At 42.4% G+C, this 24,195-nt stretch carries 24 protein-coding genes, 2 tRNA genes and 1 pseudogene; 20 read left to right on the top strand and 7 right to left on the bottom strand.

What is annotated here, in order from left to right; all coding sequences use genetic code 11:
- Positions 1-278 precede the first annotated feature (278 nt).
- The 5 genes from ACDD58_RS05340 (at position 279) to ACDD58_RS05320 (ending at position 3,409) form a co-directional block, all read left to right on the top strand.
- Positions 279-674 (top strand): pyridoxamine 5'-phosphate oxidase family protein, encoded by a 396-nt coding sequence (locus tag ACDD58_RS05340; protein ID WP_117921584.1) that lies wholly within the window; start codon positions 279-281, stop codon positions 672-674.
- Between the two features lie 114 nt (positions 675-788).
- A complete protein-coding gene (locus ACDD58_RS05335; protein WP_370776255.1) occupies positions 789-1,217 on the top strand; it encodes a 4Fe-4S binding protein in 429 nt (142 codons plus the stop codon).
- On the top strand, positions 1,214-2,155 hold the full coding sequence (locus ACDD58_RS05330) for a Sir2 silent information regulator family NAD-dependent deacetylase (RefSeq protein ID WP_370776253.1): 942 nt from the start codon (positions 1,214-1,216) through the stop codon (positions 2,153-2,155). The genes ACDD58_RS05335 and ACDD58_RS05330 overlap by 4 nt, the downstream gene beginning before the upstream one ends.
- Positions 2,152-2,964 (top strand): protein-ADP-ribose hydrolase, encoded by an 813-nt coding sequence (locus tag ACDD58_RS05325; RefSeq protein ID WP_370776252.1) that lies wholly within the window; start codon positions 2,152-2,154, stop codon positions 2,962-2,964. Before ACDD58_RS05330 ends, ACDD58_RS05325 begins: the two co-directional genes overlap by 4 nt.
- A gap of 259 nt (positions 2,965-3,223) precedes the next feature.
- On the top strand, positions 3,224-3,409 hold the full coding sequence (locus tag ACDD58_RS05320) for a hypothetical protein (protein ID WP_370776250.1): 186 nt from the start codon (positions 3,224-3,226) through the stop codon (positions 3,407-3,409).
- A 24-nt stretch (positions 3,410-3,433) separates the two neighbouring features.
- Here the strand turns inward: ACDD58_RS05320 and ACDD58_RS05315 are convergent.
- Positions 3,434-3,506, bottom strand: a tRNA-Gly gene (locus ACDD58_RS05315).
- A gap of 38 nt (positions 3,507-3,544) precedes the next feature.
- A tRNA-Gly gene (locus ACDD58_RS05310) sits at positions 3,545-3,617 on the bottom strand.
- A gap of 259 nt (positions 3,618-3,876) precedes the next feature.
- On the opposite strand from ACDD58_RS05310, the gene ACDD58_RS05305 reads away from it, so the two are divergent.
- The gene (locus ACDD58_RS05305) at positions 3,877-6,102 is read left to right on the top strand and encodes an EAL domain-containing protein (protein ID WP_370776247.1); all 2,226 of its coding nucleotides are present in this window, start codon (positions 3,877-3,879) and stop codon (positions 6,100-6,102) included.
- 82 nt (positions 6,103-6,184) lie between these two features.
- A complete protein-coding gene (locus ACDD58_RS05300; protein ID WP_118210089.1) occupies positions 6,185-6,601 on the top strand; it encodes a hypothetical protein in 417 nt (138 codons plus the stop codon).
- Positions 6,602-6,689: 88 nt separating this feature from the next.
- Here the strand turns inward: ACDD58_RS05300 and ACDD58_RS05295 are convergent, their stop codons facing one another.
- The gene (locus ACDD58_RS05295) at positions 6,690-6,932 is read right to left on the bottom strand and encodes a hypothetical protein (protein WP_117921576.1); all 243 of its coding nucleotides are present in this window, start codon (positions 6,930-6,932) and stop codon (positions 6,690-6,692) included.
- Positions 6,933-7,149: 217 nt separating this feature from the next.
- Here ACDD58_RS05295 and ACDD58_RS05290 point away from each other — a divergent pair, with 217 nt between their 5' ends.
- The 4 genes from ACDD58_RS05290 to ilvN all read left to right on the top strand — a co-directional run bounded on the left by ACDD58_RS05290 (position 7,150) and on the right by ilvN (position 10,941).
- Positions 7,150-7,644, top strand: coding sequence for a dihydrofolate reductase (locus tag ACDD58_RS05290; RefSeq protein ID WP_186900281.1), 495 nt, complete (start codon positions 7,150-7,152; stop codon positions 7,642-7,644).
- 31 nt (positions 7,645-7,675) lie between these two features.
- Positions 7,676-8,629, top strand: a complete 954-nt coding sequence (locus tag ACDD58_RS05285; RefSeq protein ID WP_370776244.1) for an AEC family transporter — start codon at positions 7,676-7,678, stop codon at positions 8,627-8,629.
- A gap of 78 nt (positions 8,630-8,707) precedes the next feature.
- Entirely contained in the window at positions 8,708-10,429 is a 1,722-nt protein-coding gene (gene ilvB, locus ACDD58_RS05280; protein ID WP_118210072.1) for a biosynthetic-type acetolactate synthase large subunit, read from the top strand.
- Between the two features lie 14 nt (positions 10,430-10,443).
- Positions 10,444-10,941: an acetolactate synthase small subunit gene (gene ilvN / locus ACDD58_RS05275; RefSeq protein ID WP_118210071.1), complete on the top strand. Its 498-nt coding sequence runs from the start codon at positions 10,444-10,446 to the stop codon at positions 10,939-10,941.
- A 170-nt stretch (positions 10,942-11,111) separates the two neighbouring features.
- On the opposite strand, the gene ACDD58_RS05270 is transcribed toward ilvN, so the two are convergent.
- Positions 11,112-12,155 (bottom strand): DUF6709 family protein, encoded by a 1,044-nt coding sequence (locus tag ACDD58_RS05270; protein WP_370776240.1) that lies wholly within the window; start codon positions 12,153-12,155, stop codon positions 11,112-11,114.
- Between the two features lie 182 nt (positions 12,156-12,337).
- Between ACDD58_RS05270 and ACDD58_RS05265 the strand changes: the two genes are divergently transcribed.
- The 5 genes and pseudogenes from ACDD58_RS05265 to ACDD58_RS05245 all read left to right on the top strand — a co-directional run bounded on the left by ACDD58_RS05265 (position 12,338) and on the right by ACDD58_RS05245 (position 18,461).
- Positions 12,338-13,114: a class I SAM-dependent methyltransferase gene (locus ACDD58_RS05265; protein ID WP_186900277.1), complete on the top strand. Its 777-nt coding sequence runs from the start codon at positions 12,338-12,340 to the stop codon at positions 13,112-13,114.
- A gap of 35 nt (positions 13,115-13,149) precedes the next feature.
- Complete coding sequence (gene hslO / locus ACDD58_RS05260) at positions 13,150-14,025, top strand: Hsp33 family molecular chaperone HslO (protein ID WP_117921567.1); 876 nt, start codon at positions 13,150-13,152, stop codon at positions 14,023-14,025.
- 36 nt (positions 14,026-14,061) lie between these two features.
- Positions 14,062-15,996 carry an NAD(+) synthase gene (locus ACDD58_RS05255; protein ID WP_370776237.1) on the top strand — a complete coding sequence of 645 codons (1,935 nt, stop codon included), beginning with the start codon at positions 14,062-14,064 and terminating at the stop codon, positions 15,994-15,996.
- Positions 15,977-17,155: an aldo/keto reductase gene (locus ACDD58_RS05250; protein ID WP_370776235.1), complete on the top strand. Its 1,179-nt coding sequence runs from the start codon at positions 15,977-15,979 to the stop codon at positions 17,153-17,155. Before ACDD58_RS05255 ends, ACDD58_RS05250 begins: the two co-directional genes overlap by 20 nt.
- A gap of 25 nt (positions 17,156-17,180) precedes the next feature.
- Positions 17,181-18,461, top strand: a pseudogene (locus tag ACDD58_RS05245) (amidohydrolase family protein).
- Here the strand turns inward: ACDD58_RS05245 and ACDD58_RS05240 are convergent.
- Positions 18,456-19,067 carry a phosphatase PAP2 family protein gene (locus tag ACDD58_RS05240; RefSeq protein ID WP_370777454.1) on the bottom strand — a complete coding sequence of 204 codons (612 nt, stop codon included), beginning with the start codon at positions 19,065-19,067 and terminating at the stop codon, positions 18,456-18,458. The pseudogene ACDD58_RS05245 and the gene ACDD58_RS05240 sit on opposite strands and share 6 nt — an antisense overlap.
- A 397-nt stretch (positions 19,068-19,464) precedes the next feature.
- Between ACDD58_RS05240 and ACDD58_RS05235 the strand changes: the two genes are divergently transcribed.
- Entirely contained in the window at positions 19,465-21,276 is a 1,812-nt protein-coding gene (locus tag ACDD58_RS05235) for a L,D-transpeptidase family protein (protein ID WP_370776232.1), read from the top strand.
- A gap of 107 nt (positions 21,277-21,383) precedes the next feature.
- Here ACDD58_RS05235 and ACDD58_RS05230 read toward each other — a convergent pair whose 3' ends face one another.
- Positions 21,384-21,845 (bottom strand): helix-turn-helix domain-containing protein, encoded by a 462-nt coding sequence (locus ACDD58_RS05230; protein WP_370776229.1) that lies wholly within the window; start codon positions 21,843-21,845, stop codon positions 21,384-21,386.
- A 176-nt stretch (positions 21,846-22,021) separates the two neighbouring features.
- On the opposite strand from ACDD58_RS05230, the gene ACDD58_RS05225 reads away from it, so the two are divergent.
- The 3 genes from ACDD58_RS05225 to spoVAE all read left to right on the top strand — a co-directional run bounded on the left by ACDD58_RS05225 (position 22,022) and on the right by spoVAE (position 23,747).
- Positions 22,022-22,231, top strand: a complete 210-nt coding sequence (locus ACDD58_RS05225) for a hypothetical protein (RefSeq protein WP_370776226.1) — start codon at positions 22,022-22,024, stop codon at positions 22,229-22,231.
- A gap of 125 nt (positions 22,232-22,356) precedes the next feature.
- A complete protein-coding gene (gene spoVAD / locus ACDD58_RS05220; RefSeq protein ID WP_186900271.1) occupies positions 22,357-23,370 on the top strand; it encodes a stage V sporulation protein AD in 1,014 nt (337 codons plus the stop codon).
- A 20-nt stretch (positions 23,371-23,390) separates the two neighbouring features.
- A complete protein-coding gene (spoVAE, locus tag ACDD58_RS05215; protein ID WP_117921553.1) occupies positions 23,391-23,747 on the top strand; it encodes a stage V sporulation protein AE in 357 nt (118 codons plus the stop codon).
- 3 nt (positions 23,748-23,750) lie between these two features.
- Here the strand turns inward: spoVAE and ACDD58_RS05210 are convergent, their stop codons facing one another.
- Positions 23,751-24,167: an HIT family protein gene (locus ACDD58_RS05210; protein WP_370776221.1), complete on the bottom strand. Its 417-nt coding sequence runs from the start codon at positions 24,165-24,167 to the stop codon at positions 23,751-23,753.
- Between the last annotated feature and the right edge of the window lie 28 nt (positions 24,168-24,195).

Genomic DNA, 24,195 nt, shown 5'->3' with positions numbered 1-24,195 from the left:
TTCGCTTTGGTTATTTTCCGCAAAACAATCATAGCAAAGAAGGGCAAAAAGAAAACAGGATTAACCAGTAACTGTAACTGATTAGTCCTGTTTTTTAGTAGATCGTAGCCCCTCAAAAACTTTGATTACCCATATCAGGGGAATACGGGATAAAAAATAAATTTGATGTAACTATTTACATTACATCAAAGACATGATATAGTACAACCATTAGATGTAACAAATAACATTACATCAAAAAACAAAACAACAATAAAAAACTTAGGAGGTACTATTTTATGCAGAAAGTAGTAGAATTTTTACAGGCAAACCCAGTTCAGTATTTAGCAACAGTAGGACGTGACGGAAAGGCAAAATGCCGTCCATTTATGTTCTGTTTTGAGCAGGATGGAAAACTCTGGTTCTGCACAAACAACACAAAGGATGTTTACAAGGATATGTTAGAGAATCCGGAAATCGAGGTATCCGTTTCTTCACCGGAGTATGCATGGATCCGTCTCCATGGCAAGGCAGTATTTGAAAACAACATGAGTGTTAAGGAAGGATGTATGAACAATCCGATCGTGAAAGGACAGTATCAGACAGCAGATAACCCAATCTTTGAGGTATTTTATCTTGAAAATCCACATGGTGTTATCGCAGATTTTTCCGGTAACCCGCCATACGAATTTTAATTACCGTAATATATAAGAGACTCACACCTGTTCTAAAAGGAGGGACACTGAGGTGTTTATTTTCTCACAGCAAAAGGCAAAGAATTTTATGCGCAGCTAATGCAGCAGCAATATGTGGCGATATCAGCAACAAGGGCAAAAATAGCAGTGTCACTCCGTGGAACAGTGAAAAATATCGGTAAGAAGCATCTTGATATCATGTTTGAGAAAAATCCTTACATGAAAGGAATTTATCCGGGTGATACAAGAGCGGCACTTGAAGTATTCTGGTTATGTGAGGCACAGGGAGAATATTTTGATATCAGTGATCCTTCCAATATAGTGCGGGATACGATCATAATTGGCAATGGAAATACAGTACAGACCGGATATATTGCCGGAGAGGGCTGCATCGGCTGTAAATTATGCTATTCTGTCTGTCCGCAGAAATGCATTGATACATCAGCAAAGCCAGTTGTGATCAACCAGAATCACTGCCTGCATTGTGGAAGATGTACAGAAATTTGTCCGAAACAGTGCATTAAGAAAAGAGGTGCGGCATGATTTTCAAAAAGATAAAAAAAGCCCATGTTGACTGGCGGGATTTCCTGTGTGGAACTCCGGCAAATGACTATATATTTCAAAAGGATGATTATGAGGATCAGATCAGAAATGCGGTTAATCTGATAAAAGATGCAGATACCGTGATCATAGGTGCGGGAGCCGGTGCTTCTACGGCGGCAGGTTTAGAATATGGCGGGAAGAAATTCCGGGAAAATTTTCATGAGTTTATTATGAAATATGGCGGTCACTATATGACGGATATGTATGCGGCAGGATTTTATCCATTCCCATCGGAAGAAGCAAAATGGGGATACTGGTCAAAGCATGCACTTATAAACCGGTTTGACCCACCTGCATTGCCGCTTTACAAAGAATTGTACGATATTGTCAAGGATAAAGAATATTTTGTACTCACAACGAATGTGGATCATCAGTTTTATAAAGCGGGATTTGCAGAGAAAAGGATATTTGCGACACAGGGAGATTATGGGAAAATACAGTGTCAGAGAGGCTGTCATCCAAAGACTTATGATGCAAAAGAATTATTTCAGAAGATGGATGCCGCAAGAAAAGACTGCCTGATCCCATCAGAACTGGTGCCAAAATGTCCGGTATGTGGTGGAAATATGGCTATGAATTTAAGATGCGATAATTATTTTGTGGAGGATGAAGCATGGCATGAGGCGGCTGACAGGTATGCAGATTTCTTAGAGCAGCACCAGTCAGAAAAAGTTGTACTGATCGAGCTTGGGGTTGGATTTAACACACCAATTATAATCAGGTTTCCTTTTGAAAAAATGGTGCGGGAGAATGCCTCTTACAGCCTGATCAGACTGAATAAAGATGAAGCTGTTGTCCCGGAAAGCTTTGGAAAACGTGCAGTTGGGATCGGCGGAGATATGACCCATGCAATCACAGATATATGGAGGTTATCATGACACAGAATGAAAGACGGGAATATCTGATCAATTATCTTTTAAAAGAAGATAAAAAAATCTTCAGACAGAGAATACCGGATCAAAGGGAAGAACAGGAGAAACTGCTTCGTTCCCTAATGAATGTCAGATTGCCGAAACCGGTCAGTGAAGAATTTTTAAAAATTCAGGATGACTATCTGAAAGAAAGAAATCTGGAACGCGGAATCACAGATATCGAAGATTTAAAGCCGGTTTCATCGGATAAAAGACTTTATATCTGGCAGGGTGATATCACAACGTTAAAATGTGATGCTATTGTAAATGCTTGCAATTCGCAGATGCTAGGCTGTTTTTCACCAATGCATGCCTGTATTGACAATTTTATCCACACCTATGCCGGAGTTGAACTTCGTCTTAAAATGTATGAGATCATGACAGCGCAGGGGCATGAGGAGGAGATCGGAAAGGCAAAGATTACTGCCGGCTATAATCTTCCTGCAAAATATATCCTTCACACAGTAGGTCCGATCGTTCAGTGGGCAGTCACAAAAAAGGACGAGGAACTTTTAGCTTCATGTTATCGTTCCTGTCTGGAACTTGCAGAAAAATACGAAGTGAAAAGCATTGCTTTCTGTTGTATATCTACGGGAGTATTTATGTTTCCAAATGAACGCGCTGCCCAAATAGCAGTGGAAACAGTGCGTAAATACTATGCGGAAACAGGAAGTCAGATGAAAGTTATTTTCAATGTGTTCAAGGATGAAGATCTTGACATATATAGTAATATATTAGGTAAAAGTATGCTGTGCAATACAAAAGATGAAAAATAATTTTTAGACAGTAAAGGGAATCGGAAAACCGATTCCTTTTACCTACGCAGACAATCAGTAAAACAATTACAGTACATGTAAACGGAAGAATTTTCTGAATATGCAAAATTTAGAAATGGAGTAGAAGCAATTTCCTCTCTTCTTCGTCGAAGATATCATGTGGACAAGCAATATATTAAGGATACCTTTAAATGTATCGCAGATTGTGATATGTGTGGACTGTGTACTGTATTCAAGGGGAAAGATCCGGAACTTGCCCATGAAGATTATATATCCGGAAAACGGGAGTATATGGATGTATCAGGGGATTATAAGTAACAGAATAAGAGCGCGAGACGGCGCAGGACATCCGGTGGATGTCCGCTATGCGCGGACCGGAGCGGAAGCGAAGAAACTCGAAAGTTCGAGTCCGGCAGGACTCGATTTATCAAAAAAAGACATCTGAATGATGTCCTTTTTGATGAAAGAGAGCGCGAGACGGGACTCGAACCCGCGGCCCCGACCTTGGCAAGGTCGTGCTCCACCAACTGAGCCACTCGCGCACATATGAAAATTTATATATCTGTATATCAGATACAAGAGCGCGAGACGGGACTCGAACCCGCGGCCCCGACCTTGGCAAGGTCGTGCTCCACCAACTGAGCCACTCGCGCATATATGAAATGTTTATGTATCTGTTTGCCAGACACATTTGGTATCTTACCATGGAAAAGGATAATTGTCAATTATTTTTTGCAAATTTTTTCCTTTGAAAGGAAAGCACTGTTTTTTGGCGAAAAAAACGAAAAACAGAATGAAAACGTCATTTTTTAGGCTGGAACTCATAAATGAAGAATGTTATAATAGAAAGTATAGGAAAATGGTCACAGGAAGATTTTAAATCAGACATGGGAAAGCCAAAGGGGTGGCATAATGTATAAAAAAAATGCGGGAATTCGTAATGTGGCGGTTTTATGTGCGATATTACTGATTTTTGGAATAGCACTATTTGGATGTTTTGGGCAGATCAGAAATAGTTTACAGCAACAGTTGATGAGCAGCATAGAGGGGATGGCTGAGCAGAATGAGATACTGATTGAGAAAGAAGTAAGTACACGTTTTCGTCTGCTTTCAAGTCTTGCCAGAGAGTTTTCAGATGGGGACGAGAGCATTTTTGTTGATAGATTACAGGGATTTGTGGAGACATACCAGTTCAAACGTATGGGATATATCGCGTCAGATGGGATGGCACAGACGACAGACGGGTATCATCTGGATATGTCCGACAGAGAGACATTCAGACAGTCGATGCAGGGAAAACAACGTCTGACGGATACATTTGAAGACCAGATTGATGGTTCAGATGAAATTGTAAATGCATTCAGTGTACCGGTATATGAAAAAGATCAAAAAACGGTAAAAGGCGTTTTATTTGCAACTGGCAGATATGAAATGTTTGAGGGATGCCTGCAAAATGAGATATTTGAAGGTCAGGCTTTTAATTATATTGTAAAAATGGATGGTATGATCATTGCTGCTTCCGGAAACAGTAAGGAATGGGGAATTGGTAAAAATATTTTTACTGCCGATATTTCAGCAGATGAAAATGATGACGCTGCAAAGAGCCGTATGATCAGTGATATGAAGTCAGGAAAAAGCGGTTATGGAATGGATCCAAAACGTAAGGAAGTTTCTCTTTATTATTATATGCCGCTTAAGATAGAGGAAACCGGTGATGAATGGTATGTTGTCACAGCGGCATCGGAAAGTGTTCTGACAAACCGTATGCAGGTGGTTATGGATGCGATCAACAGCCTGATTGTTATCATTCTGGTTATAATATCAGTCAGTGTCGGAGTATATATTTATTCATGGCGTAAGAGTAAAAAAGAACTTATTTCGCTTGCATATCAGGATCCTGTCACATTAGGAGATAATTTTGCAGCATTTAAGGAAAAGGCAAAGAGCAAAAAAGATGGTGCTGGGTGGCTGGCAGCCATGGATCTTGCGGATTTTAAACTGATCAACAGTACCTGTGGCGTGAAAAAAGGTGACGAGGTGCTGCGGGCTGTAAGTGAGATATTTGAAAATGAGAAGGGGGATAATGAACTGGTGGCACATGTGAATGCTGACCGGTTTGTATTGTTCTGGATGGAAGAAAATCAGGACGCAATCAAAGAGAGACTGGAACGTGTGATCAAAAAGATAGAAGAGATACCGGAGCGTTTAGAGATACCAAATCTTTTTCCGGTGTTTGGAATTTATCATACAATGGTTTTGGATGAGATCGATCCTTTATATGGAAATGCTGTTCTGGCAAAGCACCAGATCAAAGGAAGACGTGACAGACACTACATGTTTTATGATGAACTGAATCATGAGAGTATCCAGGAAAATCGTGAACTGGAAGATCATTTTGAGATGGCACTTGAAAAAGAAGAGTTTGAGATCTGGTATCAGCCCAAATACAGCGCACATACCAGAAAACTTGTAGGTGCAGAGGCACTGGTACGCTGGAGGAGACAGGATGGAAGCCTTATTCCTCCGCTTAAATTTATTCCTCTGTTTGAGCGAAATGGCAACATCATAAGACTTGATGAGTATGTGTTCCGGGCTGTGTGCAGGCAGCAGAAAGCCTGGCAGGAACAGGGACAGAAGATGTTTCCTGTTTCAGTAAATATTTCGCGTGTCAGTCTCTATTATTCGAATGTTGTTGAAAAATATGAAAGCATTATCCGTTCGTATGATCTTGATTCAAAATATATCCAACTGGAGATCACAGAGAGTGCAACAATCGATAATAACGAAATATTTAATCTGTTAGAACAGTTTCACACGGCAGGATTTAAGATACTTCTGGATGATTTCGGAAGTGGTTATTCGTCCCTTTCCACATTAAACCGGATGCATTTTGATACGATCAAGCTGGATAAGAGTCTGGTTGATTATATCGGAGATGACAATGGGGAGAAATTGTTGAATTCTATCACAAAACTGGCGCAGAGTTTTGGAATGGAGATCACGGCTGAGGGTGTAGAGACTGTGGAACAGCTGATGTTTTTGTGCAATCTGGACTGTGATGATATACAGGGATATTATTTTTCACGGCCATTGCCGGTAAGAGAATATGAAGAATGTTTAAAAGAAGCATGCATGTAATATGCTTTGGATTCATACAATATAACAATCGATACCATGGAGGTACAGGGTGAGCGCAAAGACGAGGATCGTAGTCCTTCATATGAAGGAGGTTATCTATACAGCGATATTTGTCGGACTTGGGATCGTATTGATTATATTGCTGCTTTTCATGTTTTTGCCGAAAAAACAGAAGAATGGGGCAGAGCCAACGATGCAGTATACAGCAGGTGTATATACATCGTCGGTAATGATGGGCAGTCAGTCAGCTGATATACAGGTCATTGTAGATGAAAATCGTATACAATCTATTTCCCTGCTCAGTCTGGATGAAACAGTAGCGACAATGTATCCGCTTATGGAACCGGCATTGGAAAATGTCAGCGAACAGGTGATAAAACAGCAGTCAACGGAAGGAATTACATATAATAAGGATAATCAGTATACATCGATCGTACTGTTAAATGCGATCGAGAATGCACTTGCAAAAGCAGAGATCGCAGAGGGGGAAGCAGATTGACAGAGCATGGAAAAAGAATAGCTGGTCTGCAGATGATATGTTATGTAAAAAAAGGTTCCGGATGTTCCGGAACCTTTTTGTTGAAATGTTATTCTTCTGTATCGAGTGTATTCATATAATCATTCACTGCGTCAAGATTGGCATAGATCGTTTTGATCGGTCTGCTCTTTTCATATGCATGATAACCGGAATATCCTGCCCAGCCAACGATAAGGACTGCGATTACCCATCCACAGATAATACCTGCGATGCGTTTTCTTTTTTCCTTTGCGAGAATCTTTTTGCGGTTTGCTTTCTCTTCTTTATAGCGGTCAACTTTTGCCTGACTCATAATTATCCTCCGTATTATTATTTACATGCTGATGCATGGGTAAAAATCATATAAACATATTGATAATATACCCCATTCTGCCCGAAAAAGCAATAGAAATACACCTTGTCATTTTTGGGGAAATTGGTTAAAATGAGAGTTTGAAAGAGTATGGACAGACAGAAAACAACAATGCACAGGGAAAGAAGTGCATTGTGGATGGAGGATAGAAATTTTTATGAATATAATTGTTGCAGCAGATGAAAACTGGGCGATCGGTAATAAAAATGAATTGTTAGTCCGGATTCCGGCAGATCAGAAATTTTTCCGTGAAACAACGATGGGAAAAGTAGTTGTGATGGGGCGGAAAACGTTAGAAACATTTCCGAATGGACTTCCACTGATGGGGCGGACGAATATTGTGCTGACACATGATAAAAAGTTCCGGGTTCCGGGAGCTTTGATCGTACATGATATGGAAGAACTTCATGAAGAACTGAAAAAGTACGATAGTGAAGATATTTATGTGATCGGCGGCGAATCCGTATATAGGCAGCTCATTGATGAGTGTGATGTGGCACATGTCACAAAGATTGATTTTGCATATGATGCAGATGCACATTTTCCGGATCTGGATGCAGATCCGGCATGGCAGGTAACAGCGGACAGTGAAGAACAGACATATTTTGATCTGGAGTATTATTTTTACCGGTATGAGAGAGTCAGAAAATAAATAAACCAAAACGGAAAGCAGTGCAGCGAAGATGGAAAATTTTATTTACAGTATCAATGTGACGTTCCCGATTTTTTTAGTTATGGTCATCGGTTATTTTTTAAAACAGATCGGAATGATAAATGACAATTTTGTTACGGTGGCAAATCGTTTTAATTTTAAGGTGACGCTGCCGTTTATGCTGTTTCGCGATATCGCAGGTGTGGATATCAGAGAAGTATTTGATTTAAAATATGTGTTATTCTGTGCACTGGTAAGTACAGCATGTTTCTGGCTGATCTGGGGCGGTGTGAAACTTTTTCTGAAAGATAAGTCCATGCGGGGCGCATTTGTGCAGGCATCGTTCCGCAGCAGTGCAGCGGTCATGGGGCTTGCTTTTATCCAGAATATTTACGGAACTTCGGCGATGGGACCACTGATGATCGTCAGTGCGGTACCACTTTACAACATTTTTTCTGTGATCGTGCTGACATTTGAGGGGGAAAATGCGAGCGGAGTAAATGGAAAAGAAAAGATCAAAGAGGCATGTGTCGGAATTGCTAAAAATCCGATCATTCTTGGTATTTTAGCGGGACTGGTTGTGGGACTTTCCGGAATCGAATTTCCAACGATCATAAATAAGACGGTAAACAGTGTGGCGCAGATGGCAACACCGCTTGCACTGATCACGATCGGAGCCGGATTTGAGGGGAGAAAAGCACTCGCAAAAATAAAACCGACGATCGCGGCATCTATGATCAAACTGGTGATCCAGCCGCTTATTTTTCTTCCGGTTGCAGCCTGGATGGGATTTAGCGGGGAAAAAATGATCGCGATACTGATCATGCTTGCATCCCCGACAACACCGAGCTGTTATATCATGGCGAAAAGCATGAATAATGATGGTGTACTGACGGCGAGTGTGATCGTGACGACAACGCTGCTTGCAGCATTTACGCTGACCGGATGGATTTTTATATTAAAATCAGTCGGTCTGATTGGATAAATAAAATCATTGCATTTCCCGGTAAGATGGGATATAGTTTTTTGAAAGAAAAATACCTTGGTTTTTTGGGAGGACGATATGGATATAACAGGCAGAAAATTATTTGTAAAAGCGCTGCAGGAAGAGGGCGTGGATACCATTTTCGGTTATCCGGGCGGTACTGTAACAGATCTTTTCGATGAATTATATAAACAGGATAGTATTGACGTCGTCCTGCCGAGACATGAACAGGGACTGATACATGCAGCAGAAGGGTATGCGAAATCTACCGGAAAAGTCGGTGTATGTCTGGTAACAAGCGGACCTGGGGCAACGAATATCATCACAGGACTTGCAGATGCACATTATGACAGTATTCCGTTAGTTTGTTTTACGGGACAGGTTCCACTTTCTTTAATAGGAAATGATGCGTTTCAGGAAGTAGATATTGTCGGAATGACAAGAAGTGTCACAAAATATGGCGTAACAGTGCGCAGACGGGAAGATTTAGGACGGATCATCAAGATGGCATTTTATATCGCATCCACCGGCAAGCCTGGGCCGGTACTGATTGATATTCCAAAGGATATCCAGACGGCAGCAGGACCGGCAGAATATCCGTCAAATATCCAGATCCGTGGTTATAAGCCGAATGATTCGGTACATATCGGACAGTTGAAAAAAGCATACAAATTGCTCCGTACCGCAAAGAAACCGCTGATCCTTGCCGGAGGTGGTATCAATATTGCGCATGCAAATGATAAGCTGCTTGCGTTAGCAGAGAAGATGCAGATTCCGGTTGTTACGACGATCATGGGAAAAGGTTCGATCCCGACGAGCCATCCACTTTATGTTGGTAACAGTGGCATGCATGGAAAATATGCGGCAAATATGGCAGTCAGCAAATGTGATGTGCTCTTTTCCATCGGAACCAGATTTAATGACCGTATAACCGGAGATTTAAATGAATTTGCACCGAAAGCTAAGATCGTGCATATCGATGTGGATACGGCATCTATTTCCAGAAATGTCGTTGTGGATGTTCCGGTCGTATCGGATGCTAATTTAGCGTTGGAAAAGCTGCTTGAATGGGCAGAATCAAAGGATACAGAACAGTGGCAGAAAGAAATCGCAGAGTGGGATAAGAAAAATCCGCTTGAGATGCGCAGAGACTGTGGCATGACACCGCAGATGGTATTTGAGCATGTAAACCGTACTTTTGGGGAGGCTGTTTATGTAACAGATGTCGGACAGCATCAGATGTGGGCAACACAGTACTTAGAGTTAGATTCCTGGCATCAGCTGATCACATCCGGTGGACTTGGCACAATGGGATTTGGATTCCCGGCAGCAATCGGGGCAAAGATCGGTAATCGTGATAAGGAAGTCATCTGCTTTACCGGTGACGGCGGTTTTCAGATGAATATTCAGGAGATGGCAACGGCGGTGGTACAGGAAGCACCGGTGATCATCTGTCTGTTCAATAACTATTATCTTGGCATGGTACGTCAGATGCAGCAGTTGTTTTATGGAAAACGTTACGAGGCAACCTGTCTGCGGAGAAGAAGAACCTGTCCGGCGAACTGTAAGGGACCGAATGCATCCTGCCCTCCATATACACCGGATTTTATTGCATTAGCGAAGAGTTATGGTGCACATGGTATCCGGGTGGAAAAAGAGGAGGATATCCAGGCAGCACTTGATGAGGCACGTACTTATACAGATGCCCCGACGATCATTGAATTTATGATTTCCACAGATGAGATCGTACTTCCTATGGTAAAGAGCGGAAATCCAATGAGCGAGATGATTTTGAAATAGGAGAGGATACGGATATGAAAAATAGATGGATTGCATTATATGTGGAAAATCAGGTGGGTGTTTTAGCAAAAGTATCCGGTCTTTTTTCCGGAAAATCTTACAATCTCCAGAGTCTTACGGTTGGTACAACAGAGGATGAGACAGTTTCAAGAATGACGATCTGTGTGACCAGTGATGATATCACATTTGAGCAGATCAAAAAGCAGTTGAACCGTATGGTCGAGGTCATTAAAGTCATCGATCTTACAGATGTGCCGATCCACATGAAGGAGATTTTATTTGCGAAAGTGTTAGATGTCGATGAGGCTGGAAAACTTGAAGTATTCCAGATCGCACAGGTATTTAATGTGCAGGTGGCAGATATCGGAAACGACAGTGTACTCTTAGAGTGCAAACTGACAGAACGACGCAACAATGAACTGATCGCTCTGTTAAAATCCAAATTCCGCCGGATCGAGGTTGTGCGCGGCGGTGCAGTGGCGATCGAGTCGATCAGCACATCGTGCAGGTAAAATTTTCCGGGATCGTTGGGTTTATATAGGCAGAAAAAACGGAATCAGCAAAGATTAGTAAATTTTACAGGGATCAATAGGGTTATATAGTTAAAACAGAACGCAAAAAAGAGGCGGGTGATGATTTCACCTGCCTCCTTTCATTTGGAAAGAAAAATATATGGGATTGTCTATACACGCTTATTTAAGAAAGCGATAAATTTTTCGAAATGCATCGGTGTTCCCTGTATTTCCTGTACTTTCAGGCGGTTTTTCTCATTAAATCCCACAAGAATATTATGGTTTGCCTCCGAAAGATAATCAATGATACCGTCGATGTCGGATTTGATATTTTTCGGGCACTGGATATACAGATGCTTATTTGCACTGATATGCAGTGTATATGAGATACTGAAATGATACCAGAAGAACTTGTGCAGCGTGGAATATTTGTAGATCCATATGATCTGATCGATCGGTACGATCGCATTGCCATAAACGGAAGTTTCGATGAAAAAATGTTCCGTGATAAACATATCTTCTGTTGCAAGCTGCGGCAATGTGGCAAGTTCTTCTTCTGCCTGTTCTAACATTTTTTTCGGATTGCCAAAAAGCGCAAGATCCTGGCAGGCAGGAGAGAGTACCGGGAAAAACATATACACAATAGACAGTACGACACAGAGCAGTGCATAAATCCCGGTAATAAAAATAGCTGCAAACAAGATCCGGTTCCCAACATGATTAAATCCGGGTTCACTGATATAATAGGAAGATACCTTGTTGCGGATACCATTTTCTGTCCAGTTTAAATCGGTTGAAAGGTTTGAAAGCAGGGTGTCAAAGTTTTCATTTCCCTTTGAAATCTTTCCCTGAATGGTAACCTCTTCGATCGAAGGCAGACCTTCCTCACTTGTATCTGGGGCTAACAATACGATGACACATTCTCCGGCACGCATCGTGTAATAATAATAACCGTTGGTGTGCCCGAAAAGGGACTGTGTATATCCGGTAAATTTTAAATCAGAAAGCGTGGTGCTCACATACTGTTCGCCATTCCGGAAAGCTGTCTCTAAAGAAGTATCTGCAGGCAGAATATCCGGAGAAAATACGGAGGACAGTGAAAAAAAGTGCCATGCAAGAATGAGCACGATCAGGTAAATAATCGGAGCTGCAAGTCTTCGTTTATAAAACGCCTTTATATTTTTGCTGATATAATGATCGTAATTTTCAGGCATATCAAAATCCTTTTCTCAAATAAAAAATGACATACTGTTAATAGTATAGATTCTTTTTTGCTTTATTTCAACTAAAACCTGTGATAAGATGGTACTTGCTTGGAAAGGTACTGCAGAAATGACTAAAAGGTACGGCAGAAATGACTGAAAAGCAGTAACCAACATTAAAAGGAGATTATAATTTGGAAGCATATACGAGTTTTGCACAGGTGTATGATCTGTTCATGGATAATGTTCCATACGAAGAGTGGAGCCAGTACATTATAGGACTTCTGAAAGAATATGGGATCTGTGAAGGAACAGTGCTTGATTTAGGATGTGGTACAGGAAAGATCACAAGATTGTTGAAAAAAGCGGGCTACGATATGATCGGTGTGGATAATTCACCGGAAATGTTAGAGATCGCAGCGGAAACCGGATATCAGGAGATGCCGGAGGATGAGATTTTATATCTGCTGCAGGATATGAGAGAACTTGAACTGTATGGAAGTGTGCGTGCAGTCGTAAGTATCTGTGATTCCATGAATTATCTGCTGGAAGAGACGGATCTGCTTTCATTGTTTTATCGTGTAAATGAATATTTAGACCCGGATGGTATTTTTATCTTCGATCTGAACACAGTATATAAATATAAAGAGCTTTTAGGTGAGACGACGATTGCAGAGAACCGTGAGGAAGGCAGTTTTATCTGGGACAATTACTTTGATGAAGAAGAACAGATCAACGAATACGATCTGACACTTTTTATCCGCGAAGAAGAGGGGCTTTATCGTAAGTTTGAAGAGACGCATTATCAGCGTGCATATGCGTTAGAAAACGTAAAACATCTCTTAGAACAGGCGGGACTTGAACTCGTCGCAGCATATGACGCATTTACGAGAGAACCGGTAAAAGAGGAAAGTGAGCGCATCTATGTGATTGCGAGGAGTAATGCCGGAAAGACAGAAATAACTGAATAAAATTATAAATATAGTACGAAAATGGAGGATAAAATATGAGTGATTATATTGTAAGAGCAACAGCGGCAGACAGCCAGATCCGTGCATTTGCCATTAATTCAAAAGAGCTGGTGGAAGAGGCAAGACGTGACCATGAAACAAGACCGGTCATTACAGCAGCGTTAGGACGTCTTTTGAGTGGTGCAGCAATGATGGGAACAATGATGAAGGGGGAGAAGGATCTTTTAACGATCCAGATCCAGTGCGGCGGTCCTGCAAAAGGACTTACCGTGACTGCTGACTCCCATGGTCATGTCAAGGGATTTCCGATGGAGTCCCAGGTAGAACTGCCGTTAAATGCACAGGGCAAATTAGACGTGGGCGGTGCACTCGGACTTGGTGTGATGAGTGTAATTAAGGATATGGGTTTAAAAGAACCGTATGTGGGACAGATCGCGCTGCAGACGGGAGAGATCGCAGAGGATCTGACTTATTATTTTGCGACATCCGAGCAGATTCCGTCCGCAGTAGGACTTGGAGTTTTAGTAGATACAGATCTGTCAGTGCGTCAGGCAGGCGGTTTTATTATCCAGCTTATGCCATTTACCAGTGATGAGATCATCGAGAAACTGGAAAATAAGATCAAAGAGATCGCATCCGTGACGGAAATGTTAGAACAGGGCATGACACCGGAGCAGATCTTAGAGGAGATCTTAGGAGATTTTGGTCTTGAAATCACGGATAAAATTCCGGCGGCATTTGAGTGTGACTGTTCTAAAGAGCGTGTTTCACGCGCAATCTCCACGTTGAGCAAAAAAGATTTAGATTCGATCATCAATGACGGAGAGGCAATCGAAGTAAAATGCCAGTTCTGTAATAAGGCATATCATTTTGATGTGGACGAGTTAAAAGAAATGCGTTCCGCAAAATAGAAAGTAAGGTAAAACGTAACCGGAAAAGAGGAAAGAATGAGACAGGGATTTGTAAAAGTTGCAGCAGTAACGCCAAAGATCAGGGTTGCCGACACCGGATATAATGCAAAAGTAATCTGCCAGGCAATCAAAGAGGCAGCAGATGAGGGAGCAAAAGTGATCGTTCTGCCGGAGTTATGTATCACCGGATATACCTGTGGAGATCTGTTTTTGCAGGAAAAGCTGCTTCGGGAGGCAAAAAATGAATTAATAAATATTGCAAAATTTACAGCAGATATAGATGCGATCGTATTTGTTGGTCTTCCACTTGCATATAAAGGTAAATTATATAATGCGGCAGCGGCACTAAACCGTGGAAAAATTCTTGGCATTGTGCCGAAAACCTATCTTCCGAATTACAATGAGTTTTATGAGGCACGTCATTTTACAAGAGGCATGGAAGAAGTGGTTGATGTGAGACTGACCGAAGAAATGATCGTGCCAATGGGAACAAGGCAGCTTTTTACCTGCCTCGAAATGCCGGAACTTGTGATCGCGGCAGAGCTCTGCGAGGATCTCTGGACGATGAATCCGCCAAGCATTTCACATGCTATGCATGGGGCAGCTCTTATCGTGAATCTCTCTGCATCGGATGAGACAACCGGAAAACCGGCTTACCGCAGGGAGCTTGTGAGCGGACAGTCGGCGAGACTGCTCTGTGGTTATATCTATGCGAGTGCAGGAGATGGAGAATCCACACAGGATGTTGTCTATTCCGGGCATAACCTGATCGCAGAAAACGGCCGCCTGCTGGCAGAGTCGGAGCTTTTTTCTACACAGACAGTATCCACAGAGATCGATGTGATGCGTCTTGCGTCCGAGCGCCGCAGAATGACGACATTTGAGACAGCTACAGAGCCTATGTATCATGAGACAGTATTTTCCTTAAAGATGGAGGAGACAAAACTGACACGTTATATCGATCCGATGCCGTTTGTACCGTCCGGGGAGCGTGACAGAACACTGCGTTGTGAAGAGATATTATCCATTCAGTCAATGGGACTGAAAAAACGTTTAGAGCATACACACTGTAAATCTGCGGTGATCGGAATTTCCGGAGGACTCGATTCCACACTGGCACTTCTTGTTACCGTGCGTGCTTTTGATGCTCTTGGAATGGATCATGGCAATATCAAGGCAGTTACGATGCCGGGATTTGGTACGACAGACCGTACCTATGATAACGCTGTATCACTGATCCGCTGTCTTGGAGCGGACTTTACAGAGGTTGATATTAAAGACGCTGTTAACGTCCATTTCCGTGATATCGGACAGAATCCATCCGTGCATGATGTGACTTATGAAAACGGACAGGCGAGAGAGCGTACGCAGATATTGATGGATATTGCAAATAAATCCGGCGGTATGGTCATCGGAACCGGTGATCTCTCGGAGCTTGCGCTTGGATGGGCAACTTATAATGGAGATCATATGTCCATGTATGCAGTCAATGCATCGGTGCCCAAAACGTTAGTGCGCCATCTGGTACGCTATTATGCAGATACCTGTGGGGATGAAACATTAAAACAGGTTCTTCTTGATGTGCTTGACACACCGGTTTCACCGGAACTTTTACCGCCGGAGGACGGAAAGATCTCACAGAAAACGGAAGATCTAGTCGGTCCGTATGAACTGCATGATTTTTATCTGTATCATATGCTGCGCCTTTCTTATGCACCGGCAAAGGTTTACCGTCTGGCAAAACAGGCTTTTGCCGGAACTTATGATGATGCGACGATTTTTAAGTGGTTAGAGACATTTTACCGCCGGTTCTTTGCGCAGCAGTTTAAGCGTTCCTGTCTGCCGGACGGACCGAAGGTTGGAAGTGTTGCAGTATCTCCGCGCGGAGATCTGCGTATGCCGTCGGATGCGTGTGCTGCTATATGGTTATCAGAACTGGAGGAGTTAAAGGATGCAGTATCGCAGGGATAAAAAAGGAAATGAAATTTCTGTTTTGGGATATGGATGTATGCGTTTTACCAAAAACGGCAGCAGTGTGGATATTGATAAAGCAGAAAAAGAAGTGATGGCTGCGATAAAAGCAGGTGTGAATTATTTTGACACTGCATATGTTTATGCAGGCAATGAAGTGGCAGTTGGAGAGATCTTAAACCGCAACCATTGCAGGGAGCAGATCTATCTTGCAACCAAACTGCCGCATTATCTGATCAAGTCTGTCGCAGGTGCGGAAAAGATGTTTCAGGAGGAACTTCGCAGATTAAAGACCGATTATATCGATTATTATCTGATGCATATGCTCACCGATATTCCAACCTGGGAAAAATTAAAAAAGATCGGTATGCAGGACTGGATCGAGGAAAAGTTAGCGTCCGGTCAGATCCGTAATATCGGATTTTCCTATCATGGGAATACCGAGATGTTCAAACAGCTTGTGGATGCTTATGACTGGGATTTCTGCCAGATCCAGTATAATTATATCGATGAATACTCACAGGCAGGCGTGGAGGGACTGCGCTATGCAAATGCGAAAGGACTTCCTGTTATTATCATGGAGCCGCTTAGGGGAGGCAGGCTTGTAAATCTTCTGCCGGAATCTGCAAAAGAGCTGTTCCGTAACGATGAAGAAGGACGTACACCGGCAGAACTCGCCTTAAAATGGCTTTATAACCAGCCGGAAGTGACCTGTGTACTTTCAGGAATGAATTCCATGGAAATGGTAGAACAGAATGTAAAGACTGCCTCAGAGTCTCATGTGGGCTGTCTGACGACATCGGATGCTGCGCTGATCGAACAGGTAAAGGAAGAAATCAAAAAGCACGTGAAAGTCGGATGTACCGGCTGCGGATACTGTATGCCGTGTCCGCGAGGTGTAGATATACCGGGAACATTCCGCTGCTATAATGCAATGTACTCAGAAGGAAAAAAATCTGGGCGCAGGGATTACTTACAATGCACGGCTTTCCGTAAGGACACGGCAAGTGCATCCCAGTGTGTCGGATGCGGAAAATGTGAGACACATTGTCCACAGCATCTTGAAATCCGAAAAGAGCTAAAGTGTGCGGCATCAGAACTGGAAGATGTGAAATATAAAGTAATGAAATCTGCGATCCGGATTTTCAAATTATGGTAAGACAAAAAGAAAAGGATAAAAAGTATTGGAAAAAAAGAGTTTTGTTTTAAAAGGAAATATTGTATTTTCAGGAGAAAATAAAGAACTGTACAGCATGGAAGGAGGTTATATTGTTTGTGAAAACGGTATCTGTAGAGGTGCATTTGAAGAGCTGCCGCAGCAGTATGAAAAACTGCCGATTACAGATTACGGAGATAAGATCATTCTTCCGGGCATGACGGATCTTCATGTGCATGCCCCACAATATACCTTCCGCGGGCTTGGTATGGATTTAGAACTTCTAGACTGGCTGAATGTGCATACTTTTCCGGAAGAGGCAAAATATGTGGATATCTCCTATGCAAAACGTGCATATGGGAATTTTGTGTCTGATCTGAAACACAGTCTGACGACACGTGCATGTATTTTTGCAACGCTTCACAGGGAAGCGACGATCATGTTGATGGATCTTTTGGAAGAGAGCGGAGTTGTAAGCTATGTCGGTAAGGTAGATATGGATCGCAATGGCGGTGAAAATCTATGCGAGGCAGATGCGCTGACAGCAGCAGAGGACACAAAAAAGTGGATTGATGAGACAGCCGGAAAATATGAAAGAACAAAACCGATCTTAACGCCTCGATTTATCCCAAGCTGTACGGATGAGCTGATGATGGCACTTGCAAAACTGCAAAAGACCACCGGGCTTCGTGTGCAGTCTCACCTGTCGGAAAATCCGTCTGAGGTTGCCTGGGTAAAAGAACTTGTTCCGGCGGCAAAAAATTATGCAGATGCTTATGCCATTTTTGATATGTTAGGAGATAAGGAGCATCCGGCGATCATGGCTCACTGTATTTACAGTGAAGATGAGATGGATCTTTTGAAAGAACATGGTGTCTATGTGGCGCACTGTCCGGAATCAAACTTAAACCTTTCCTCCGGTATCGCACCAGTCCGGAAGTTTTTAGAAGATGGTATTGCGGTCGGACTTGGCTCTGATGTGGCGGGAGGCTCATCTTTATCCATGGCAAAAGCGTTGACATTAGCAGTACAGGTTTCAAAAATGTAATGGCGTCTGATCGATGAAAACAGCAAGCCGCTGACGTTTGCAGAGGCGTTCTATTTAGCAACAGCCGGAGGCGGAAGCTATTTTGGAAAAGTTGGTACTTTTTTGGATGGATATGAATTTGATGCGGTAGTAGTAGAAGATCATATATCGAAGGAAGTTAGAAAATATACACCAATAGAGCGCACACAGCGGATGATGTATGATGAGAATTTGATGACAGTCTGTGCGAAATATGTAGCGGGATACGAGTGCAAATTATAAAAATTTGCGCTCGTATTTGCGCTCGCCAGCCGGCATGCGTGCCGGATTCTGTACATAAACAAGCATATACATAAATACTGCCATGATGATTCCGGTAACAACATCGAATACAGAGTGCTGTTTTAAAAACATGGTAGAAAGAATAATACTTACCATAAGAACAGCAGAGCCGATCCGGATAACTTTTTTATCACGGAAATTCCCACTGTGCCATACAGCTAAATTGACGGCAATGGAATTGTAAACGTGAATGCTCGGAAAAAGATTCGTTGCTGTATCAGTTGTGTAAAGCCATTTTACCATATGTACAAATACATTATCACGTGCAAAGGTAGTCGGTCTTAAATAATGCCCGTTTGGATAAATGGTAGAAACGATCAGAAAGATCGTCATACCGGTAAATAACATGGTGCATAAACGGAAATATTCATCTTTATTTTTAAAGTAGAAGTAACCAAGTCCCCATGCCACATATCCAAACCATAAGAAGTATGGAATGATAAAATATTCACAGAAAGGAATATAATCATCCAGTGCAACATGGATCACATGAAAATGTGTGGTAACGGTTCTCTCTAAATGACCAAACCATGGCAGATAAATCATGAAATAAAGCAAAAGAAGAGCATGTTTGTTTCTCTCGATAAATGCGTTGACCGCATCACGTGTCTTTGTTTTCACGGTTTCACCCTCTTTTCATTAATCTCAACGATAGGGATTATAGCACAGCAATTTTTCAGAAACAATTACCTTTTTCTTATTTTAAGAAAGATTATTTAAAATTTAAGAAAACTTTAAGCTATGACCAGTGTTTTTGGGGAGTTTGACGTTTTTTTTTATTACAGAACAATGCGAAAAAAGAACGAATTCTTAATTTAATGTTACGATTTGGACAATTTGTTGACAAGACTTTGCGGGATATTATAATAGAGTAGGTGTCCGTTTGCATATTTTATGCGATACAACATATCTTTACACATGGGATGAAAGGATATTTAGGAGAATGAAAGAAAAAAATAAGCGGAAAAAGCAGCAGGCTGCGTCCGGGAAAAATTATACGGGACTGGTGCTTACATGCATTATGACGGCGATCGCAGTGATTTATGTCGGTTTTGCGATTTATTTTGAAAGTCATTTTTGTTTTGGAACGTCTATTGATGGAATTGCTGTCGGTGGCAGCAGTGTGGAAAAAGTCGAGGATGCTTTTCGGACTGAAATGAAAAATTACCAGCTGACAGTTACTGCACGTGAGGATAAAAATGGAACGATCGCAGGTTCGGATATTGATATGGAGCCTGTATTCCAGGGTGAGATAGAAACACTTTTAAATGAGCAGAATGGCTTTTCCTGGCTGATACGGATGTTTCAGAAGCAGGAGTTTGAACTGGAAAAGGTTGTATCCTATGATGAGCAGAAACTGAATGAGGCAGTCAGTAATTTACCATGTATGAAAGATCAGCGCACACCGGTGGATGCGACTTATGCTGATTATACAAAAGAAAACGGTTATGCACTTGTCCCGGCCGATTATGGAACAGAGGTTGATGCGGCAAAAGTGAAAAAGGCAGTAAGTGACGCCATTTTAGTACTGGATGAAACCGTTGATCTAGAGCAGAGCGACTGTTATCGGAAGCCTGCAGTCGGAGATGATGACAAAGATCTGCTGGATTTGATTGACACGTTAAACCAGTATGTAGGTGTTACGATTACATATGACTTTGGGGATGATAAGGAAGTACTGGATGGAACTACGATCAGTACCTGGCTTTCTGAGGGTACCGATGAAAAGGTTTCCATTGATGAGGAAGAAGTGCTTGCATTTGTAAAGACGCTGGCAAAAAAATATAACACAGCCTATTCCCCGAAAGAATTAAAAACTTCTTACGGTACGACAGTTACGGTCACAGGTGGTTTTTATGGCTGGAGAATTGACAACAGTGGAGAAGTAGAACAGATTTTAGCAGATTTAAAAGCAGGAAAAGACGTGGAAAGAGAGCCGGTATATCTCACAACTGCGAACAGTCATGGAGAGCATGACTATGGTGATTCTTACGTTGAGATCAATCTGACAAACCAGCATTTATTCCTCTATAAAGATGGAAAGCTGGTGGTGGAAAGTGATTTTGTTTCAGGAAATCTTGCAAAAGGGCATGACACCCCGACAGGTGCTTTTGGACTGACTTATAAGACCATGAATGCGGTTTTAAGAGGACCGGATTATGAGACACCGGTTACTTACTGGATGCCATTTAATGGTGACGTAGGTATGCATGATGCGACCTGGCGTAACAAATTTGGAGGAAGTATCTATAAGACAGGTGGTTCTCATGGATGTATCAACCTGCCGGCATCTGCAGCAAAGAAGATCTATGAGACGATCGATAAGGGATATGCAGTTTTAGTATATCGTATGCCGGGTGACAATCCGACTGTTGTGCAGCAGCCCCAGGCGGATGTTCCATCTGTGATCAATGCGATCAGTATTATCGGGCCTGTAACATTAGAGAGCGAAACAGCAATCGTGAATGCGAGAAATATGTACAATTCACTTTCGGATGCAGATAAGGCACAGGTAACGAATTATGATACACTGACAGCGGCAGAGGCGGCACTTGCGGCATTGAAAGCACAGCAGCCAGATCAGAGCCAGCCGCAGGATCAGGGGCAGCAGCCAGACCAGAGCCAGCCGCAGGATCAGGGACAGCAGCCAGACCAGAACCAGCCACAGGATCAGGGACAGCAGCCAGATCAGAGCCAGCCACAGGATCAGGGGCAGCAGCCAGACCAGAGCCAGCCACAGGATCAGGGGCAATAGACAGATAAAGAGCGGTAAGAGGATGAGAAAACTAATTTAACAGATACAGATCAGAGAGAAAAAGCTCCTGCGCTAAACATAATGCGCAGGAGCTTTTTCGTGGCAGATTACAGATGCTGGTTATTGGAAGAAATATTCTTATGGGCGGCCAAAGTATTCATTTCCGCAGAGTGTTGTTTTTTATGTGAACTGTCTTTTTGTATTGTGGTACCGTGTAAAGGTGCAGGATTTTTGCGTGGCGCACTGCAGCCTAACAGAACGCTGACTGCCTCATGCATTTCCGGATGTGCACGGTAGGCTTCGATGATCATCCGCTCAGAGGGCGTTACATGAAAATTTTCATTACTGTCATAACCGAATGCGTCAAGAATATCGGTAATATTATATATATCACAGAGTGTTAATAGGATATCTGCACTTGGATTTGCCTGCCCGCTTTCCCAACCGTAAATTGTCTTTGGAGCAGCGGTAAAAGAACGTTCGTCCAACAGGAGAGATACATCATTGACAGACAGATGATTACGTTTACGATATTCTTTTAAAACCTTTGCTATATTCTGATTTTTCATGTCGATCTCCGTTCTATTGCATTTTAAAGCAGTCAAAATGCTTTGTAACCGTATCATATCCCACCTCATTTTATCAGTCAACGAGTTCTTAATACGAGAGAAAAATATAATTGCAATTCCTAAAGCTAAAGAATAAAATAAGGGAAAACAGATTTTTGTAGAAGAGGTGCGATAACATGGGAAAATCAAAAGTGACTGATTATATGATCCGTTATATAGAAGAAAACCAGATGGATGCAAAATCGCTTGCGGCACATGCGGGCATCGATGCGGGAAAACTGCGGGAGGATTATGAAGAACCACTGGATGCGGAGGAATTTCTTACTTTATGTGTGTGTCTTGGCATACAGCCGGAGCAGGTGCGAAGCGTGATAAATAAAGTGTAACAAATGAAGTGCAAGTAGATGAAGACTCTGGTATAAATATCTGCAAAATGTACATGCTAAAGCATATAGAGAGCATGATGTTTGAAAAAACGATGCTGTAATTAGATCTGGAAATGGAGAATCATATGAGCATGCAGATGGGAAAACAGAGTATTTGTTTTAAGGAGCCGCCTTATATCATAAGCAGCGCAAGCATTGTTGGAAAAAAAGAGGGAGAAGGGCCACTGGGAGATTGTTTTGACCTGATCGGTGAAGATGATAAATTCGGACAGAATACATGGGAAGAGGCTGAGAGTACGCTTCAGAAAGAGGCCTTTGGGATGGCGGTTGGTAAAGCAGGACTTTTTAAAGAAGATATCCGCTATCTTTTTTCAGGGGATCTCCTGGGACAAAATATTGCAACCTCATTTGGACTTATGGATTATCAGGTACCGCTCTTTGGGTTGTACGGTGCATGCAGTACCTGTGGCGAGGCACTTTCACTTGGTGCAATGTGTGTTGCGGCAGGATATGCAGATTACGTTGTGGCAATGACGTCGAGTCATTTTGCAAGTGCCGAAAAACAATTCCGGTTTCCGCTGGAATATGCAAACCAGAGACCAATGTCAGCAACATGGACGGTGACAGGGAGTGGTGCGTATGTGCTTGGAAAAAGGAAAAGCAGTGCCTGTATCACTGGAATCACGACCGGTAAGATCATGGATTATGGAATTAAAGATTCCATGAATATGGGGGCGGCAATGGCACCTGCGGCAGCAGATACGATCTGTCAGAATTTCAAAGATTTCGGACGGAAACCGGAGGACTATGATCAAATTATTACCGGGGATCTTGGAAGTGTGGGACAGGAGATACTGATCGATCTTTTAAAGAAAGAAGGATATGATATCAGCCAGGAGCATTTAGACTGTGGTATGCTGATCTTTGAGAGTAAAGCACAGAAAACCGGTGCCGGAGGCTCAGGATGCGGCTGCTCTGCCGTGACACTTGCAGGACATTTCTTAAAGCAGGTTGAGATGGGAAAATTACGCCGTATCTTATTCGTGCCGACCGGTGCACTGCTTTCCACGGTATCTTTTAATGAGGGAAAAACGGTGCCTGGAATCGCACATGGTGTTGTGATCGAGCATGCAGATTAAAAAGGAGGAAAGAAAAAATCATGGATTATGTCAATGCATTCTGGGTGGGAGGTGCGATCTGTGCACTGGTACAGATTTTAATGGAAAAAACGAAGATGCTTCCGGGCAGAATTATGGTCATGCTGGTGTGTCTTGGTGCGCTGCTTGGAGCGTTGGGAATTTATCAGCCGTTTATTGAATTTGCAGGAGCGGGAGCAAGTGTTCCGTTGCTTGGATTTGGAAATACCCTGTTTAAGGGTGTGAAAGAAGCAGTAGATGAATATGGTTTTCTTGGGATCTTTTTAGGCGGCTTAAAAGCAAGTGCCGCTGGTATTTCAGCGGCACTGGTCTTTGCATATCTTGCAAGTATTATTTTTCAGCCTAAGATGAAAAAATAGACTTTATAAGTATTTTTTGATATCTTCGATCAATGAGGCATATTCTTCCTCTGACAGGAATTTTTCTCCCGGATTCATGGCAAATGTGCCTCCCCACTCGTAACCGTCTGTATATTTTGGAACGAGGTGGAAATGCAGATGATGACCTGTATCACCGTAAGCACCATAATTAACTTTCTGCGGGTGAAATGCTTTGTGAAGTGCTTCTGCCACATGATTGATATCTTCAATGTAAGCAGCACGTTCTTCGGCGGTCAGCTCGGTGATCTCACTGACATGTTTTTTGTGTGCAACGATCACACGGCCTTTGTGGCTCTGCTCTTTAAAAAGATATACCTTTGAACTTGGCAGTTCACAGATTTTAATACCAAACTGGGCAACTAATTCGCCCTCCATACAATATGCACAATTCTGATCCATAAGAAACCTCCCGTGTCTGTTTTTTTAT

It is taken from the genome of Roseburia sp., from assembly GCF_041325975.1.
GTDB lineage: Bacteria > Bacillota > Clostridia > Lachnospirales > Lachnospiraceae > Roseburia > Roseburia rectibacter.
The sequence above is the reverse complement of the archived record's forward strand: the minus strand, read 5'-3'. Positions and strand labels throughout refer to the sequence as shown.